Source organism: Enterococcus silesiacus (genome assembly GCF_001886225.1).
Taxonomy (GTDB): Bacteria; Bacillota; Bacilli; order Lactobacillales; family Enterococcaceae; genus Enterococcus_L; species Enterococcus_L silesiacus.
Genome location: NZ_JXLC01000002.1, coordinates 108,633 through 126,906, shown reverse-complemented (window position 1 = coordinate 126,906; position 18,274 = coordinate 108,633). Strand labels below are relative to the sequence as shown.

The 18,274-nt window shown below is 37.2% G+C and carries 16 protein-coding genes; 2 read left to right on the top strand and 14 right to left on the bottom strand.

Going from position 1 to position 18,274, the window contains the following annotated elements; all coding sequences use genetic code 11:
* Nucleotides 1-71 precede the first annotated feature (71 nt).
* Nucleotides 72-515 carry a VOC family protein gene (locus RV15_RS01765; protein WP_071876348.1) on the top strand — a complete coding sequence of 148 codons (444 nt, stop codon included), beginning with the start codon at nt 72-74 and terminating at the stop codon, nt 513-515.
* Between the two features lie 93 nt (nt 516-608).
* On the opposite strand, the gene scrK is transcribed toward RV15_RS01765, so the two are convergent.
* The 11 genes from scrK to RV15_RS01710 all read right to left on the bottom strand — a co-directional run bounded on the left by scrK (nt 609) and on the right by RV15_RS01710 (nt 12,541).
* Nucleotides 609-1,484, bottom strand: coding sequence for a fructokinase ScrK (gene scrK / locus RV15_RS01760; protein WP_071876347.1), 876 nt, complete (start codon nt 1,482-1,484; stop codon nt 609-611).
* 58 nt (nt 1,485-1,542) lie between these two features.
* Nucleotides 1,543-2,649: an aldose epimerase family protein gene (locus RV15_RS01755; protein ID WP_245791189.1), complete on the bottom strand. Its 1,107-nt coding sequence runs from the start codon at nt 2,647-2,649 to the stop codon at nt 1,543-1,545.
* A 111-nt stretch (nt 2,650-2,760) separates the two neighbouring features.
* A complete protein-coding gene (locus RV15_RS01750) occupies nt 2,761-3,030 on the bottom strand; it encodes a type B 50S ribosomal protein L31 (protein ID WP_071876345.1) in 270 nt (89 codons plus the stop codon).
* Between the two features lie 98 nt (nt 3,031-3,128).
* Nucleotides 3,129-4,421: a transcription termination factor Rho gene (gene rho / locus RV15_RS01745; RefSeq protein WP_071876344.1), complete on the bottom strand. Its 1,293-nt coding sequence runs from the start codon at nt 4,419-4,421 to the stop codon at nt 3,129-3,131.
* Nucleotides 4,418-5,698, bottom strand: a complete 1,281-nt coding sequence (locus RV15_RS01740) for a UDP-N-acetylglucosamine 1-carboxyvinyltransferase (RefSeq protein ID WP_071876343.1) — start codon at nt 5,696-5,698, stop codon at nt 4,418-4,420. The genes rho and RV15_RS01740 overlap by 4 nt, the downstream gene beginning before the upstream one ends.
* Nucleotides 5,699-6,012: 314 nt before the next feature.
* Entirely contained in the window at nt 6,013-6,879 is an 867-nt protein-coding gene (locus RV15_RS01735) for a class II fructose-bisphosphate aldolase (RefSeq protein WP_010760933.1), read from the bottom strand.
* Between the two features lie 214 nt (nt 6,880-7,093).
* Nucleotides 7,094-7,543 (bottom strand): hypothetical protein, encoded by a 450-nt coding sequence (locus RV15_RS01730; protein WP_071876342.1) that lies wholly within the window; start codon nt 7,541-7,543, stop codon nt 7,094-7,096.
* Complete coding sequence (locus tag RV15_RS01725) at nt 7,543-8,316, bottom strand: MurR/RpiR family transcriptional regulator (RefSeq protein ID WP_071876341.1); 774 nt, start codon at nt 8,314-8,316, stop codon at nt 7,543-7,545. The genes RV15_RS01730 and RV15_RS01725 overlap by 1 nt, the downstream gene beginning before the upstream one ends.
* 102 nt (nt 8,317-8,418) lie before the next feature.
* Nucleotides 8,419-9,750 (bottom strand): 6-phospho-alpha-glucosidase, encoded by a 1,332-nt coding sequence (locus tag RV15_RS01720; RefSeq protein WP_071876340.1) that lies wholly within the window; start codon nt 9,748-9,750, stop codon nt 8,419-8,421.
* Between the two features lie 21 nt (nt 9,751-9,771).
* Entirely contained in the window at nt 9,772-11,388 is a 1,617-nt protein-coding gene (locus RV15_RS01715) for an alpha-glucoside-specific PTS transporter subunit IIBC (protein WP_071876339.1), read from the bottom strand.
* Nucleotides 11,389-11,611: 223 nt separating this feature from the next.
* Complete coding sequence (locus tag RV15_RS01710) at nt 11,612-12,541, bottom strand: YitT family protein (RefSeq protein WP_071876338.1); 930 nt, start codon at nt 12,539-12,541, stop codon at nt 11,612-11,614.
* A 275-nt stretch (nt 12,542-12,816) separates the two neighbouring features.
* Here RV15_RS01710 and RV15_RS01705 point away from each other — a divergent pair, with 275 nt between their 5' ends.
* Nucleotides 12,817-13,311 (top strand): YajQ family cyclic di-GMP-binding protein, encoded by a 495-nt coding sequence (locus tag RV15_RS01705; RefSeq protein WP_071876337.1) that lies wholly within the window; start codon nt 12,817-12,819, stop codon nt 13,309-13,311.
* A gap of 52 nt (nt 13,312-13,363) precedes the next feature.
* On the opposite strand, the gene RV15_RS01700 is transcribed toward RV15_RS01705, so the two are convergent.
* The 3 genes from RV15_RS01700 to argJ all read right to left on the bottom strand — a co-directional run bounded on the left by RV15_RS01700 (nt 13,364) and on the right by argJ (nt 18,224).
* Nucleotides 13,364-14,329, bottom strand: a complete 966-nt coding sequence (locus RV15_RS01700) for an asparaginase (RefSeq protein WP_071876336.1) — start codon at nt 14,327-14,329, stop codon at nt 13,364-13,366.
* A 179-nt stretch (nt 14,330-14,508) separates the two neighbouring features.
* Entirely contained in the window at nt 14,509-16,863 is a 2,355-nt protein-coding gene (locus RV15_RS01695; protein ID WP_071876335.1) for an ATP-dependent DNA helicase, read from the bottom strand.
* A gap of 203 nt (nt 16,864-17,066) precedes the next feature.
* Entirely contained in the window at nt 17,067-18,224 is a 1,158-nt protein-coding gene (gene argJ, locus RV15_RS01690; protein WP_071876334.1) for a bifunctional glutamate N-acetyltransferase/amino-acid acetyltransferase ArgJ, read from the bottom strand.
* Nucleotides 18,225-18,274: the final 50 nt, after the last annotated feature.

Sequence of the window (18,274 nt, the reverse complement as noted above, 5' to 3'; positions counted from 1 at the left end):
AGTATCATGTTTTGACACCTTTATACAGTATACTAAAGGTAGAAAGAAAATAAAAGAAATGAGGAATTCATATGACCTTAGAAATTGCAGTATTTTTATCTATGAATGGACGTGCTGGAGAGGCTTTAGCTTTTTATAAAAAGCATTTAGGTGCTGAAGAATTACTCGTCGTAACGTATGAGGATATGGCAAAAAGAGATAAGAGTTTTCAATTAACTGATAAAAATAAACAGTTCATTTCCCATTCGGTATTGAAAGTTGGCCAAACTAAAATCATGATTGCCGAAGATTCAATGGATCCTACTCAGGCATTTAAAGTTGGTAATAATTTTTCTCTATGTATTCAAAGTGCAGATTTAGCCGAGATTCAAACTTTTTATTCTAATCTAACATCTGATGACAGGGTTAAGATCATTGTACCGTTGAATCAAAATATTTTCAGCGAGGCTTACGGGATTGTAGAAGATCCTTTTGGGGTGCATATTCAATTGATGCATGATAAACGTCTAAAATAGTCCTGAATAATTTGGAACTTCTAAACAAAGATAACCTAGCTTAATCAAAAATAAGCAATCCGGACCGTTTTCAGATCCTAATTGCTTATTTTTTTACGAATCTTTAAGCTCTTTTTTAGCTAAGGCCAGACAACCGATTGTTCCTGGATCATCTTCTAATTTCGGTGTTACAATATATTGTTCTAGTGGTGGTGTTTTGACATAGCCATTGATCAGTTGCTTAAATTCATGATGAACTTTTTCTAACATATGACGCTGCTTCATTACGCCACCGCCAAATATAATGACCTCTGGTGAAAGCATCAATGTAGTATTATAAGCTGCTTGCGCAATATAGTAGGCTTCAATAGCCCAAATTGGATCTTCTTCTGCTAATTCTTGCCCCTTTTTTCCAGCTCTTTTTTCAATTGCAGGACCTGCTGCCATTCCTTCTAAACAATCACTGTGAAACGGACAACTTCCTTCAAATTGATCCTCCGAATGACGTTTCACGATCATATGCCCCATTTCTGGATGGCTAAACCCTTCGATAAAACGCCCATTTTGAATAGCTCCAGCTCCCACACCTGTGCCGATCGTATAATAGACGCAACTAGACAGGTCTTTCCCACTCCCAGCGACATACTCGCCATAAGCCGCGGCATTTACATCCGTCGTAAAAGCAATTGGTACATCAAATTCTTTTTTCATCGCCCCCACAAAATCATATTCTTGCCAAGCTAATTTGGGTGTAGAGGTAATGTGTCCGTAGGTAGCTGATTCTTTATGGATATCGATTGGACCAAATGAACCGATCCCGATTGCTTTTACATTATATTTTTTGAAAAAACCTATCACTAACGCCATGGTTTCCTCAGGTGTCGTGGTGGGGAAACTTACTCTTTCAATAATCTCAAGTTTGTCATTACCGATCCCACATACAAATTTTGTGCCGCCTGCTTCGATACTACCTAAAAATTTTTCTGTCATTTTTGCCACTCCTAAATGTCTTTTCTAGATCACTAGCATAAAATATAATTATTTTGCATCAATTGATTTTATAGACTGTTCGGCTTTTATATCGCGTTTCGGGATAAAGAATGATATCACCAAATCCATCAAATTCAATGGCGCCAGGACTGACCTGAGTCTCTAAAGTAAGTCCACCATGATTAACTAATTTTTTACCTCTAACTTCAGGAGCTGTTTCACCAAACTGTGCTGTAAAAATGACCACTGCCGGTCGATCAGTATACATTTCAACAGAAAGATCTTGTTTTGGTGCAGTGATGATTGCTTGCGGTTTATTAAAACCTATCTGATTCAACAGAAATGGATGATCCAACCCGTTGACCAAAGTGTTTTGTTCATAACTAGTCTCAAATACTTGATTCATGCTCTTTGATTCTCTAAAATCGAAAGGAGTTTCTTCAACAGAGTGCAATTCTCCTGTAACCGTTGTGTCACTGTCAACCACTGCAAATCGGTCAGCGTCTACAATTAATTCATGCTCACTAACTGATTGTGTCACATCTCCTGTCAAATTAAAATAGACATGATTTGTTGGATTGTATAACGTTGGTTGATCTGTTTCAGCTTGATAATCGATGATCCATTCATTATTGTTCGTTAATGAATACGTGACATGAGCTTTTAATTCTCCTGGAAAACCATTTTCTCCATTAGGACTCACATAAGAAAATAGTATAGCAACCTGATCGTTTTTCTCTTGCACTTCAACATCCCAAATTTTTGCCTCAAAACTTTCGGCCCCACCATGTAATGTATGACCATTTTCAGAAGAAACTGGTAGTTGATAGTTTTGATCACCAATCGAAAATGAGCCATGTTTGATTCTTCCAGCAACACGTCCGATCGTTGCGCCAAAATACATATCTTTTGTTCGATATTCTTCTTCAGATCCAAATCCTAAAACAATATTACGCTCTTCTCCATTAACGGGTACGATCAAATCAACGATCCTTGCACCTAAGTTCGTGACATTCATCGTCAGACCGTTATCATTCGTAAGCGAATACAAAATTGCTGTTTCGCCAAACTTTCTTTTGCTGACCTTCAAGCATTCCATCTCCTTTAATTGTTCAACTAAAACTATTCTATCATTTTTTAATTCATTTAGAGCCTTATTTTTCAATTAAAACTACTTTTGTTTACTTTTACAAAAATTCTGTCACGTTGCACGTAAAACAAAAAAATAAGACCCCGCTCATAAATGAGTTGGGTCTTATAACCATTGCTGTTTGAATTAAGCTTCTGGATTGGCGTTGGCATCTTTGATACCATACTTTTTGTTGAAACGGTCCACACGTCCGTCTGCTTGTGTAAATTTTTGACGTCCAGTGTAAAATGGATGAGAGTCAGATGTAACTTCGACACGGATTACTGGATAAGTCTTTCCGTCTTCCCATTCAACTGTTTCATCAGAGTGCTTAGTAGAACCTGATAAAAATTTAAAACCAGTTGTTGAGTCCATAAAGATAACTGGGTGATATTCTGGATGGATATCTTGTTTCATAGTCTTTTCGCTCCTTTGCCCTGATCCATTTGCTGTATCAGAGTTATTTTGTCGGTATACAACAGTACTATAATAGCATGATTTGTTTATCGATGCAATTATCTTTTAGCATTTTTTTTCGCTTGTCTACCAAATGAAACGTCGTGAAATTCTTCAAAGAATTTCTGATTGTTTTTAGTTTTACGTAAAAATTTGACGAATTGTTCTGTATATTCTAAAGAATCACCCGTCATATGATTACGTAGCTTCCACGTTTCTTCTAGCTGCTCAGCAGACATTAGCAAGTCTTCTTTACGCGTACCTGATTTTTTGATATCAATTGCAGGGAAAATACGACGGTCTGCCAAATCACGAGACAAGTGCAGCTCCATATTACCTGTTCCTTTAAATTCTTCAAAAATAACATCGTCCATTCGACTACCTGTATCTACTAAGGCTGTGGCCAGAATCGTTAAACTACCACCCTCTTCAATATTTCTAGCAGCACCAAAGAAACGCTTTGGTTTATAGAAAGCAGCTGGATCAATTCCTCCACTTAACGTACGGCCGCTTGCTGGAATCACAAGATTATACGCACGAGCTAAACGTGTAATACTATCCATCAAGATCACAACATCACGTTTGTCTTCAACTAAACGCATCGCACGTTCTAAGACTAATTCAGAAACACGTGTATGATTTTGTGGTTGCTGATCAAATGTTGAAGAAACCACATCCCCTTTTACACTACGCTCTAAGTCTGTGACTTCTTCTGGTCGCTCATCGATTAAAAGAAGAATCAATTCTACATCAGGATAATTTTCTGAAATGCCGTTGGCAATTTCTTTCAACACACTTGTTTTACCTGCTTTTGGTGGTGCAACGATCAGGCCACGTTGGCCAAAACCAACAGGCGAAAAAATATCGATCATGCGCGTTGATAATCTACCGGGAGTTGTTTCTAGTTTGATTTGTTTTTCGGGGTAAAGCGGTGTTAAGGCTGGGAAATGTGGGCGTTCTTTTGCTTCTTCTGGATCTTTCCCATTGACACTTTCAACATGCATCAAGCCGTAATAACGTTCTGATTCTTTTGGAGGACGCGCCTTTCCTGCAACTTTGTCACCGTTTCGGAGACCAAATCGGCGAATTTGAGAAGACGATATATAGATATCTTCTGCACTAGGTCCGTAATTGATTGGACGCAAAAAACCATAGCCGTCCTGAGAAACAATATCCAAAATTCCTTCCATGAAGAAAAATCCTTGTTTCTCAGCCTGTGCTCTGATGACAGCTAAAGAGAGCTCTTTCTTATTCATTTGACTATAATAAGGGATCTTGAATTCTTTCGCATAAGAATAAATATCTTTTAACGTACTATTTTCAAGCTCCGCCATCGTTAAATAGTCACTCATTTAGCCACCTCGATTTCTTCTTCTGTTTCGATCATTTGGATATCAGCACCAAGTGCCGTTAATTTTTCAATAATGTGGTCATAACCACGTAAAATATATTCTACATTATAAATTGTTGTTGTACCAGTCGCCATCAACCCAGCTATTACTAAACAAGCACCAGCTCTAAGGTCTGAGGCAACAACTTCAGCCCCGTGTAATTGCGTTGGTCCGTTGATCACGATCATGTTGCCTTCGATTGATGCATCGGCACCCATGCGCACAAGTTCTGGGATATGTTTTGTTCTTTGCGCATAAATACTATCAATAACCTCACCTGTTCCTTTGGCTTTTAGCATCAACGGTGTAATTGGTTGCTGTAAATCTGTTGCAAAACCTGGATAAGGATATGTTTTGACTGTAGTCATTTTTAAGTCATGAGACGGATGAACTTCGATCATATCTTCTTCGATCGTCATTTTTACGCCCATTTCTTGTAATTTAGCAATAAAACTTTCTAGATGTTCATAAATTACATTACGAACTTTTACACCTTCACCCATCGCTGCAGCTAAGGCCAAGTATGTTCCCGCTTCAATTCGGTCAGGAATGATCGAATGACGGCAGCCGTGTAACTTTTCAACACCTTCGATTCTAATAATATCCGTCCCTGCTCCACGAATATTTGCTCCCATATTATTCAATAAAGTGGCAACATCAATAATCTCTGGTTCACGAGCGGCATTTTCGATAATCGTTTTGCCTTCTGCTTTAACAGCGGCTAACATGACATTGATCGTAGCACCGATTGAAACCATATCCATAAAAATCCTTGTTCCGTGCAGTCCATCTTTCGTTCTTAAGTACATTGCACCGTGCTCATTTGTCACATCAGCGCCTAGCGCTTCAAACCCTTTGATATGCAAATCAATTGGACGCGGACCTAAATAACAGCCTCCAGGCAATCCTACAACGCCTTCACCAAACTTACCTAATAATGAACCCATAAAATAATAGGAAGCACGTAGGCTATTGATTTTGCCTTTAGGCATTGGAACAGAAACGATCTCTGTTGGATCGATGACTAGTGTATTGTCAGTAAAGGTTGTTTTAGCACCCATGATTTCTAAAATTTCAATTAATGAATGTACATCTTGAATATCAGGGACACCATCTAATGTTACTGGTGAATCAGCCAAAATAGCTGCTGGAATCAGTGCAACTGCACTATTTTTGGCGCCGCTGATACATACTTCTCCCGTTAAAGGACGATTACCATTGATTACGATTTTTTTCATTTATTATTCTCACCTATCTATGTAAAACAAATAGTTTTATTTTTTTGTAATATACCCAAACTATTCTAACACATTAAAGGACAATAAAAAAGCCAACAGCCATTCGCTTTCAACTATTTTTCATTTTTTACTTGTTTTTATGTCATTTTTGAATTCAATTGGATCTAACTTACCGAAAAAAGGAGTAAAAAAGTTATTATCAGCTGACTATTTTATTTGTTACGTATAAAAAAGTGTAGAACGAACTGAACTAAAAATCAGTCTATCCTACACTTTTTTGAATAAGAGGCTTTTTTCTCAGCCGCTTACATTTATTATGCTTTGTTAGCAGAACCGAACCATTCGATACGTTGTTCAACTAATTCAGTCACAGCTTTTGTTCCTGGTGCTAATAATTTACGAGGGTCAAAACCTTTACCTTCAAGGTCTTTACCTTCTTCGATGTATTTACGAGTTGCTGCTGCAAACACTTCTTGACACTCTGTATTCACGTTGATTTTAGAAACGCCCATAGAGATTGCTTTTTGAACTTGTTCTAAAGGAATACCTGATCCACCGTGTAATACTAATGGAATGTCACCAACAGCGTCAGCGATTTCTTGTAAGTGGTCAAATGCTAATCCAGTCCAGTTGTCTGGGTATGAACCGTGGATGTTACCGATTCCGCAAGCTAGGTAATCAATACCAGTTGCTACCATTTGTACACATTCTTGTACGTCAGCTAATTCGCCAGAACCGATGATTCCGTCTTCTTCGCCGCCGATTGAACCAACTTCACATTCTACAGAAACGCCTTTAGCGTGTGCTTTAGCAACAACATCTTTCGCTTTTTCGATGTTTTCTTCGAATGGTAAGTGAGATCCGTCAAACATAACTGAAGTATAGCCGATTTCGATACATTCTAATGCATCTTCATATTCACCGTGGTCTAAGTGAAGAGCTACTGGTACAGTGATACCCATTGAATCGATCAAGTCTTTTACTAAATCGTAACATACTTGGTATCCACCCATGTATTTAGCCGCACCCATAGAAGTTTGGATCAAAACTGGCGCTTTTTTAGCTTCTGCAGCTTCAAGAATCGCTTTTGTCCATTCTAGGTTGTTTGTGTTGAATCCTCCGACACCGTAGCCGCCTTTGCGAGCTGCTTTAAGAAATTCTGTTCCTGATACTAATGGCATAATAAAATTCCTCCTAAGTTTTAAAAAAACTTTATTTGTTAAGGATATCCTTAACCAACAGTTACATTTTAGCAGACTTTTTAGTACTTTTCTACTAAAATTGACTTTTTCAGAAAACTTTTGTCCAGACTTTCACAAAACTGTAGACACTTGCCACTTTTTGTCCAAAAAAAGAGTGAAACAGTCGTAATTTCTGCCTCCACTCCTCTAAATATTATAATGATAAACGAATCCAAACAATCAGGATCGACAGTAAACCTACAAAACCCATCAGTCCATAAATCGTCCACTGCCCTTGTTTCGATAAACTAGTGTCCTCTTTGGCATTCAATAAGCTTCGATAAAATAAGAGGCACAGAAGAAATCCTGGAATATTAAATGAACATAATTGCTGAATTAGACTGAACTTTAAATAAGTACCTAATAACGAGTGACGGCAATCGCTTGAATCACCAAGGATATACAGTCCAAACAATTGGAAAAACAGCAACAAAACAACAATACTCGTTAGTGTCAAACTAGAGATACTCTTAAAAATAGTTCCTACTGAAACATTTTGGACAGCCGCCAAAATCAAACTATATACACCAAATAGTAACGGAATAGCTAACCAATAACCAAATAAAAAACGCTTTATTTTAGTTGGATGTAACAGGACTGCCATCACCTTTCCTCCTCAAATTGTTTGTTTAAATACGTAACGTACTTTCTATAAATCAAATCAACCAACACACTTAACCCCACTAAGGACTGGGCAATGTGCTCTTTTCCAGAAACCGTAAAGGGAGTTGAATAATAAAAATAAGCATATTGAGCATGTTCTGCAAAAAAGTTATGCGAGAACGCAGTGATTGCTGCAACAGGAATCTGTCGTGCATTTAAAGAGAGAATATTTTCTTTAACATCATCTGTTTCTCCACTTAAAGAGACAAATAACACGATATCTTCTTTTGTAATCATCGACATACTGATATCTAGTTCTGTTTTGACTGGAATGATGATCGAGCGTTTATCACAAATCATCAACATCTTAGAAAATTCTTCAATGACTTTGCGTTGTGAGTAACCTGTCGCATAACAATAAACCGTACTCGCATTTTGAATCGCCCGACTTAATGAAGTGAAATCTGTCTGTTGGGCCAGCTTAACCGTATTCTCAATATCCTTTGTTTGCAGATCAATCAAGTCTGTTTCTGTCGTCCCTATATTATTTTGTTTTGCTTGTCGCATAAAATACTTAAATTCTGAATAGCCGGAAAAGCCTAACTTTTTAGTCAAACGTAAAATCGATGATTTAGAACTATGAACTTTTTCCCCTAATTCAACAATACTAAGCTGCATAATCTCTTGTTCATTTTCTAAAACGTACCCTAAAATAGCCCAATCCAGCTCACTTAAACTTTTTTGGTGTTTTTGCATCAGTGTCTCTAAATTCATATCTGGCCCCTCATTTCCTTAGCGTTCTTCCCTTAGTATAAAGGATGAAAAATCAAAACGATACTAAGGGAATTTTCTAAGGAAAACTACAGCGAACGATTTCTATGACAGCTTAGGCCAAAACCCTTTATTGGCTTCTACTAAATCATCTAGAATTTCTTGAGCGATCCGAGCATTCGGAACAATTCTCGATAACATTAGCGCTTGCCATAATTTTTGGTATGACCCTTCTGTCCACGCTTCAACCACTAATTTTTCAACTGCTACTTGTTGCTCCATCAATCCTTTTTGGAAACATGGGATTTTCCCTTGAACAATTGGTTCTGGTCCATTACTTCCAACAATACATGGGACTTCTACCATCGCCGTTTCATCAAAGTTAGCAACAGCACCTTGGTTTTCAACGATCAATAACATTCTTTCATGTGTGTTATAAGCAATGGCCCTTGCTAGATCAACAATATAAGATGCATGTTCATCCACTTCCAGTGTTGTTCCTTTAGCTGTTCCTGCTTTGGTAATTCGATTGCATTCCCCGAAAACATGTTTTTCACGTCCGGCCATCACTTCGTTTGCTCGTGTATATTCTGGGTTAGCATGTGCTACCTCATCTTGAGGGTAAAAATAATATTTTAAATACGTATTTGGCAAAGTAGTTGGATCGACCGCATAGACTTCTTTCGCTTTAGCAAAAGTATGCATCCAGCTGGCATCGGTATGTTGAGATTCTTCCATTTCTTCTTTTAATGAATAGCCGTACTCTTTCACGTGCTCTTTAATTTTCGGCATCAAGTCATTGCCGTCTTTATCTCTGATATCTGTCCACCAACCAAAATGATTCAAGCCATAATAACGAACAACCATATCTTTTCTAGAACTTAAGCCTACAGCTTTCGCCATTCTTTCTTCAATTCCAACTGGCATATCACAAATATTGATAATTTTGCTCTCAGGTCGTAACTTCCGAGTTGCTTCCGCCACGATTGCCGCAGGATTTGAATAATTCAGCATCCATGCATCTGGCGAGTATTTTTCCATATAATCGATCAACTCCAGCACACCGCCAATCGAGCGCATCCCATAAGCAATTCCACCAGGTCCACACGTTTCTTGTCCGATGACACCATATTTCAATGGAATTTTTTCATCATTTTCCCGCATCGCATATAAGCCTACACGAATATGAGCCATCACAAAGTCAACATCTGTAAAAGCCTCTTGAGGATCTGTTGTTGCTAAAAATTTAATTTCTGGTGCTTGTTCTTTGATGATGATTTCACAGGCATCTGCGATTTGTTTTTGTCTTTCTGAATTATTATCATAAAACTTGATTTGTCTAATCGGTAATTTTTCTAAGTTATCCAATAACATTAATACAATTCCTGGGGTAAACGTACTTCCCCCACCCGCAATGACGATCGAAAATTTTTTCATTTTTTTCCAGCTCCTTCATTTTTATTCATTTATTTGATGTTCATTTCCTAATGCTAATAAATTTTCAAATTGCTCTCTTACCTGTGGTACGTCTAAACCGACAATTACTTGAAAGGCCGTCCCACTTCTCACAACACCATGTGCTCCACCTTCTTTAAAGGCACTGTCAGGGGAAACGATTCCTTCATCTTTTACAGTAATTCTCAAGCGAGTTGCGCAATTATTGACCTTCTCGATATTCTCACTGCCGCCGAAAGCTTCTAAATAGATGGCTGCTTGCTCTGTATACTGATTTGCACCAGCAATGGCCATGTCACCTAGCGCTCCAGCTTTTTTCGCTTCTTTATATTCCTTTTTACTGTATAATTTAACTTCCTTATCTTCTTCTTCCCTTCCCGGAGTAGCAAAGTTGAACTTCAAGATCAATGCACGAAAGACAACGAAATAAATCAAGGTGAAAGACAAACCAATAATCAACTGAGTGAAAATCATCCCTTTATGGTTTGCAAAAAGCGGAATCCAGTTTTTCGCCAATAAATCAATGAACCCGCCGCCCATATCACCAACGACGCCAAAGAAATACATCGTGGCAGCCATTGAAGCAGCTAACAGAGCATGTAAAACAAATAGTGGCGGTGCAACAAATAGAAATGTAAATTCCAATGGTTCTGTAATACCAGCTAACACAGCAGTCAAGGTTACAGGAATCAAAATAGCCAACACCTTTTTTCGTTTATCAGCTTTCGCCGTAAAGTAAAAGGCAGCAGCGATTCCTGGTGAAGCAAAGATTTTTGAGTTTCCATGTAAGGCAAAACCACCTTGTGGAAACAGCTGTTTGATCGGTGTTGTTGTTTGCGCATATTCATTTAAATGAGCCATCCAATATTTCGTGATGCCGTTTTCAACAACTGCCGGTCCAAAAACAAACGGTGTGTAAATGAAATGATGTAATCCTGTAGGAATCAAAATCCTTTCTAAAAACGTATACAACCAAACCCCAAAGGTTCCAGCACTTGCCAAGAAGGTCTGCATAGAACCGATACCCATTTGAATTTTCGGCCAAATCAGACAAATCAGAAAAGCAAGCGGCAACATCGCGAAAAATCCTAAAATCGCAATCAACGATGATCCTTGGAAAATCCCTAAAAAATCTGGCAACTTAGTATCAAAATAACGATTATGCAACCAAACTACGATTGCAGAAATAAAAATAGCACCAATAATACCTGTATCTAATGTTTTGATCCCTGCAATCAGTTTAATCCCACTGTCGCCACCGACTTCTTGGGCAAAATCAACCCCAAAGAACGGACCAAAATATTCTAGCATGCTGCTAATAAAATAATTACAGGTCAGATAAATCACAAAAGCTTCCATTGCTGCTCGAGCATTGGCTTTTTTTGCCAACCCGATCGGTAACCCAATGACAAATAATAATTCCATTTGATTAAAAACAGTCCAAGCGCCACTTTCCAAAACAGACCAGATACCATACCAAACGGTTCCCTCATTGGCAATACTTCCAACAATCATTGGATTTTTAAAAATAATCGCAAGCGCTACCATAATTCCCGAAAATGAAAATAATAAGACCGGGGTAAACATTGCTCCTCCAAACCGCTGCACTTTCTCCATCACTAGTGAAACACCCTCCTTCTATTTAGTTGTTTTACACATTAGTTATACCATCGGATGAATGCGCTATCAATACTTTAAAGACCTTCTGGGAAGTCTGTTTACAACAAGAGAAAAAGTGTCAATGTCTGGGAAATTTACCAAAAAATAGTGAATAACTTCAAATCAAAAAAGTTCCATAAAATGTCTGAATAGTGCAAGACATTTTATAGAACTTGAAGTCTGTTTATTTCTTCTTATGCTTTTTCATCTCAGGAAAGCTCCCTGTACTTTTAAAGATTCGCTGCTCATCTTCATTGGCAAAACGCCCCAACACAGAATGTGTAGGAATGATATTCATAAACGCATTCTCATCCACTTCATAAACGATCTGCTCCAAATCATATAATTCATAACGTGTGATTACCATCATGATCATCCGTCCTTCGACACCAGAATAACCACCCATTGACGGCAGCAGCGTCATCCCTCGAATCATTTGTTTTGAAATTGCTTGCGTCACGATTTCTGGTTGAACTGTTACGATCATTGCTGTTATCTTTTGATGACTTGTATGAATTGTATCGACAACTTGAGTCATACAATAAATAGAAATAATCGTATATAACGCGCTTTCCCAATCAAAAACAAATCCTGCAATTGCCACAATAATTCCATTTAGCATAAACATATAATTTCCAACTGTTTTCCCAGTTGTTTTTGACAGAACCAATGAAATAACATCCATTCCGCCAGTTGTAAAGCCCATCTTAAGTGACAGCCCTGCTCCGATCCCAATCAATACACCTCCAGCAATGGCATTCATCAAAGGATTGGTCGTAATCACTTCGATCGGAATCAAGATCGTTGTTAAAGAAACCCAAGCAACATTTAAAAAGCTGTAAATCGTTGATTCTTTGCCAAGTTTCATAAAACCTAAAATAAAAATAGGAATGTTTAATAATAAAATAAAAAGACCTGTATCCATTGTAATCCCAAGATGCGTATACAATAACGTTGCAATGACTTGCGCAACACCATTCATTCCAGCTGAAAAAACTTTTGCCGGAATCAAAAAAAAGTTCAAGCTGATTGCTACTAAAATTCCAGTAACAAAAATGACAGCAAACTTTTTCAATGTTTCACTTTTTTTATATGAAATAACCCATTTGCTCATCCGAAACCTCCCAATCTTCTGGAAAGCCATAACTATTCTTTCCAGCTCCTATGTTTTATTATCTACCATAGAATCCCTCGCATTAGAATAACAGGTCACTTAAAAAAAGAAAAGAAAAAAAGCCGCAAATGAGGATTATTTTATTCTACTATTTTGACCGTACAAACAATCTGATGATTCAAGTGCAACGCTCTTTTTTCAAATTATTTTTATACTTGTTTCTTCCCAATTTAATGGTACTATGAAAGTAAGAAATAATGAGAGGAGATTAGCAAATGGCAGCAAAAGAAGCAAGCTTTGATGTAACATCTGAAATGAATATGGAAGAAGTCAAAAACTCGATCCAGATTGCCCTAAAAGAAATCAAGAATCGCTTTGACTTTAAAGGATCGATCGCAGATATAAAAGTAGAAAACAATAAATTAGTGGTGGTCGCAGAAGATGATTACAAGATCGAGCAAGTAAAGGATGTCTTGTTCAGCAAGCTAGTCAAACGAGCAGTTCCTATCAAAAATATCCACTTTTCAACAAGTGAAAAAGCACTTGGCGGTTCTGCCCGTCAATATGGCGATTTGATCAGTGGCATCGACAAAGATAACGCTAAAAAAATCAACGTTGCCATCAAAAACTCTGGGATCAAAGTGAAATCACAGATTCAAGAAGATCAAATCAGAGTAACCGGAAAAAGTCGTGATGATTTACAAAAAGTAATTACCTTACTTAGAAATTTAGATTTACCTGTTGAATTACAATTCACGAATTTCCGTTAATAAAAAGTATAACTAGTCGAAAAAATTGCTTTCTCAACTAGTTATACTTTTTTTATTCACTTAAAAAATTGACCAATTCTTGCTGATTTTTCCCACTATTTAACCCTACAATCAATCTAATTCGAGCTTTAGGTCCATTTAACCCTCTAGAAAAAACAATACCCATTTTCTTTAAATTAACGCCGCCGCCTTCATAGTCATAAATATCCTCAGCGATCCCATTAGAACAGCGGGAAACTAAAACAATAGGCATCTTTCTGGCTAAAAGTTTCTCTAATGCAGGTAATGTCTCTGGTGGAAGATTTCCAGCGCCTAATGCTTCGATTACAATACCATCTGTCCGATCATTGTCGACTAAATCAAATAAACTACCGTCCATACCAGCGTAGGCTTTGATTACATAAACCTCCCCCGCTACTTTTTGAATATCACAGACTTCCTGAGGACAAACTTCACTTGCAAAAAAAGTTCGTTCTTTGGCAATCATGCCGATTGGGCCGAAAGTCGGTGTGCGGAACGTTGCAACATTTGTCGTATGAGTTTTCGTCACATAACGAGCTGTATGAATTTCATCATTCATCACAACAAGTACACCTTTACCATATGATTCATCTGAACAAGCAGTCCAGACTGCACTAATAAAATTATATAAGCCATCTGTTCCGATTTCATTACTTGACCGCATTGCACCAGTTAAAACGATAGGAATGTTATTTTCTAACGTAATATCTAAAAAGTAGGCTGTTTCTTCCAATGTATCTGTTCCATGAGTGATGACTACACCATCAATATCTTCAGTATAGGCTTTTTGGATACGTTGCTTTAATGCTAGCATTCGTTCTAACGTCATATGAGGAGAAGGAATGTTGAAAATTGGTTCAACGATTAAATTTACTTTTCCTGCTAATAATTCTTCTTGGTTCAACAATGGATTCAAGTGATTCGTTGTTACATTCCCATCTGCTTCTTTTGACATCGAAATCGTGCCGCCCGTATGTAACACTAGGATTGTTTTCATTTTTAGTCTCCTATCATTTCTTATTCAGATAATTTTATTGCTATTTCCGCTCAAAAAAGAGCCGATAAACAAAACGTCGGCTTTTTTTAATCATTCTATTCACTTAAAAACATACTAATCACTACTTGTTCTAGTATACCAGTAAGAACTGTTTTTTCCTATCAACATCTTTTTCAGTTTCATTGCCAAAATTGCTGCAATAGCCGTTTTGTTTGTTCCGTTGAATAAGCAGTTTGAACCTGATTCCAATGCGGCGGAAAAATACGCTGAACTGGTCTCGATGAAAAACGTTGATCTAACAGCAAGACTATTCCCTTATCATCTGTGTCTCTAATAACTCTTCCTGCTGCTTGTAAGACTTTATTCATTCCAGGAATTTGGTAAGCAAATTGAAAGCCTTGCTGATTTTCTTGATCATAATAGCCTTTGATCAGTTCTTGTTCATGATTGATTTGCGGCAACCCTACGCCAACAATTGCGGTACCGATTAAGCGGCTGCCTTTTAAATCAATCCCTTCTGAAAAAATCCCACCTAAGACACAAAAACCAACCAATGTTTCTGACGGTTCCAAGACAAAGTCTGCTAAAAAAGCTTCCCTTTCTGCTTCATTCATCATACTTGCTTGGATCTTCGTTTTCACCTGAGGATTCCTTTGCCGAAACAGATCATAAATAATATCCATATAAGAATAGGAAGGAAAAAACACAAAATAATTACCAGCTTTTTGCTGGACCATATTCGTCAGACTTTCAATAATTTTTTCATAACTATTTTCACGTTCTTTGTAAGTTGTCTGAATATATTTTTCAATCACTAATAATTGATTTTCTTTTGGGAAAGGACTCGGGATACGATAACGTAAACTTTCCTCTCCCCCACCTAAAATTTTTTGATAATAATCCAGTGGTGTCAAACTTGCCGAAAATAAAATACTAGCCTTCCCCTTATCTAACTTTTGTTGCAAAAGATAGCTCGGGTCGATGCAAAATTGTTTGACTGTAATATCATGATTCTGACAATTCACATAGGTACAATAATGATCATCGTACCCTTCACTAATTTTAGTATAATTCAATAAATCAAAATAAACTGCCAAGATTTGATTTATTTCAGTATGCTCCTGATTTTCCGGAAGCCATTCTTTGATTTTTTCAGCCAAGGAATACGCTACTTTAACCAAAGAATCAATTGGTGCATTCTGATGGATAAATTCTTTCCCTTCCTCATCGCAAACTTGTTTGATTTTGTCAAATTCTTTTTCGATTTTGTTAAGTGCCCGAATCAATTTTGTCTGCTTTTTATCAAGGGCTTTTTTTAAAGATGATACTTTACTTTTAGACAAAACAGCAGAATACATTTCTCGCGATCGATTTACTAAATTATGGACTTCATCTACTAAAAATATATTCTCTTTAACTTCTGTCTGCTCCTCAAAAAAGCGTCTTAAATAAACAACAGGATCAAATAAGTAATTATAGTCACAAATCACTAAATCACACCATAAGCTCACATCTAAAGATAGTTCAAAAGGGCATAAGGTATGCTTACGTGCGTAGCGTTCGATAACTTCGCGAGTAAATTGATTTTCATTATTTAACAAATCCCAGAGACCTTCATTCAGCCGATCATAATAACCATTGGCAAAGGGACATGCTTCTGGCGTACAATTTCGTTCTGTTAGGAAACATATTTTATCTTTGGCCGTTAAGGTAACACTTTTCAGCTGCAGTTCTTTTTGTTTCATTGCTTCCACGGCATCTTCCGCTACTTGACGAGTGATTGTTTTGGCAGTTAAATAGAAGGCTCTTTCTGCTTGCTCTTCACCGATTGCCTTTAATGTTGGAAATAACGTCGAAATCGTTTTACCTGTTCCCGTCGGTGCTTCGACAAATAATTTTTGATCACTTACTATCGTTTTATAGACTGCAACAGCCAATTCCCTTTGGCCAGTTCGATAATCACCATAGGGAAAAGGTAATTTTTGCAATGATCGATTCCGAATCTGACGCCAATTGGCTTTAAAAATCAGCCATTGTTCATACTTTTGAGTCAGATCATCAAAAAATTCTTTTAGCTCTTTTTTGGTAAATTCCTTTTCTTTTCGGGTAATTTCTTCGGTCGTTGTTTGATAATAGGTCAATTGTAATGTGATTTCTTCCAACTCTTCCTGTTGGCAATAAATATGTCCATAGCACATCACTTGATACCAATACATGTCTATTTGTTCTTCTAACAACTCTGAAAAAGCTGGCTCAGATGTTTTGATTTCATCGATTACTGTCCGTTTTTGGTCATCAATAAAAATGCCATCTGCTCGACCTTCGATTATGTATGTTTGTTGATTCAATTCTATGTCAATGGCTAATTTAATCTCTTTTTGATAATTCTCACCAGCTGTTTTTTGTAGCTTCCGATGAATTTTAGCACCTTCCAACGCAGTATGCTCACTACCTGTATAACGGGCATCAATGCTGCCTCTGCGTAAAATAAACTCCACTAATCTGCGGACTGCGATTCTTTGCGTGCTTTGCATGTTCAATCCCACCTATCATGTTTCTATTATAGAACATACATTCGTAAATTGAAAGTAGTGAGAACAACATAACATAAACTAAACAGATCTAACTCTTCTGTGACAATACCCAAATTCAAAAAATGAAATCTAATCAAGGTAAAAAGACTCTTGATCAGATTTCATCTTTTTATATGCTTTTTAGCCTATAAGATATAGACATATCACGTCGAATAATCACTATTTATTTTGACATACTCGTAACTTAGATCACAACCGATCACTTCAAAGTTTTCTGAACCTTGATGCAAATCTACGGTTAGATAGATATCTTCACTTTGTTCGATGTATTCACTGATTTGGCTAACATTTTGTTTTTCTTCTTTATTATTTGAAAAAATCGGATACATTCCATAATAAATTTCTACTTTATTCTGATCAAAAACCAAGCCGTCTGTTTTACCAAGAGCCATTGCAATTCGCCCCCAATTAGGGTCGTTACCAAATAATGCTGTTTTCACTAAAGGCGAGTTAATGATCGATTTTCCAGCTTGCTTTGCTTGTTTCTTTGTTTCAGCATTTTTAACTGTAACGAACATTGTTTTTGTCGCACCCTCTGCGTCTTTTACCACGTCTATTGCTAATTCTCTACAGAGTTGATTCAGTGCTTCTTGTACTTGTTCTTTTTCGACCTCATAATGACCACTGGCTAAAAATGCCACAGTATCGCTTGTACTTGTATCCGTATCGATGCTGATTGTGTTGAAAGATTGGTCGACAGTTTCTCTCAACATAGAGTAAATGTCTTCTTTCTCAACCTTTGCATCTGTCAAAACATAAGCCAACATTGTCGCCATATTCGGTTCGATCATTCCTGAGCCTTTGACGATTCCTAAAAGAGTTGCATCCCCAATTTTTAAACTACGAACTTTGATTCGCTGATCCGTAGTTAAAATAGCCTGTGCAAAATCAGTATAGGTTTCGTTCAGCTCGATCGGTTCCGTTTTTAAAAATCCCTCAATGACATCGATCGGTAATTGCGGCCCGATCATCCCTGTAGAAGAAGGTAGGATATCTTCCTTTTTGATCGTCAATTTATCTGATAAAGATTCTAAAATTCTATATTCATTTTCTCTACCTATCCTCCCAGTTGCAACATTAGCAATACCACTCGTCACTACAACTGCTTGCAATTCAGCATTTTTTACATGATCTTTTCCGATTGGTATGCATTCACCACAAAATGTATTCTTCGTGAAAACGGCTGCTGCATGACAAACTTCTTCAGCCACGATCAAACCAAAATCTTTTCTTTTTTTCTTGATACCAACATGTGTCCCGTAAAATTTAAATCCCTTTGGCACATCTTCATACTTCACCATCAATAACACCTTCCTATAGATAATTAACTTACCTTCAATAAAGAACTTGG

Excerpts from the sequence above, each read along its gene's own strand:
- RV15_RS01725 (WP_071876341.1), bottom strand. The coding sequence starts at position 8,316 with ATGAATTTAGAGACACTGATGCAAAAACACCAAAAAAGTTTAAGTGAG.
- RV15_RS01720 (WP_071876340.1), bottom strand. The coding sequence starts at position 9,750 with ATGAAAAAATTTTCGATCGTCATTGCGGGTGGGGGAAGTACGTTTACC.
- RV15_RS01695 (WP_071876335.1), bottom strand. The coding sequence starts at position 16,863 with ATGCAAAGCACGCAAAGAATCGCAGTCCGCAGATTAGTGGAGTTTATT.
- scrK (WP_071876347.1), bottom strand. The coding sequence starts at position 1,484 with ATGACAGAAAAATTTTTAGGTAGTATCGAAGCAGGCGGCACAAAATTT.
- RV15_RS01730 (WP_071876342.1), bottom strand. The coding sequence starts at position 7,543 with ATGGCAGTCCTGTTACATCCAACTAAAATAAAGCGTTTTTTATTTGGT.
- RV15_RS01750 (WP_071876345.1), bottom strand. The coding sequence starts at position 3,030 with ATGAAACAAGATATCCATCCAGAATATCACCCAGTTATCTTTATGGAC.
- rho (WP_071876344.1), bottom strand. The coding sequence starts at position 4,421 with ATGAGTGACTATTTAACGATGGCGGAGCTTGAAAATAGTACGTTAAAA.
- RV15_RS01735 (WP_010760933.1), bottom strand. The coding sequence starts at position 6,879 with ATGCCATTAGTATCAGGAACAGAATTTCTTAAAGCAGCTCGCAAAGGC.
- RV15_RS01765 (WP_071876348.1), top strand. The coding sequence starts at position 72 with ATGACCTTAGAAATTGCAGTATTTTTATCTATGAATGGACGTGCTGGA.
- RV15_RS01700 (WP_071876336.1), bottom strand. The coding sequence starts at position 14,329 with ATGAAAACAATCCTAGTGTTACATACGGGCGGCACGATTTCGATGTCA.
- argJ (WP_071876334.1), bottom strand. The coding sequence starts at position 18,224 with ATGGTGAAGTATGAAGATGTGCCAAAGGGATTTAAATTTTACGGGACA.
- RV15_RS01705 (WP_071876337.1), top strand. The coding sequence starts at position 12,817 with ATGGCAGCAAAAGAAGCAAGCTTTGATGTAACATCTGAAATGAATATG.
- RV15_RS01710 (WP_071876338.1), bottom strand. The coding sequence starts at position 12,541 with ATGAGCAAATGGGTTATTTCATATAAAAAAAGTGAAACATTGAAAAAG.
- RV15_RS01740 (WP_071876343.1), bottom strand. The coding sequence starts at position 5,698 with ATGAAAAAAATCGTAATCAATGGTAATCGTCCTTTAACGGGAGAAGTA.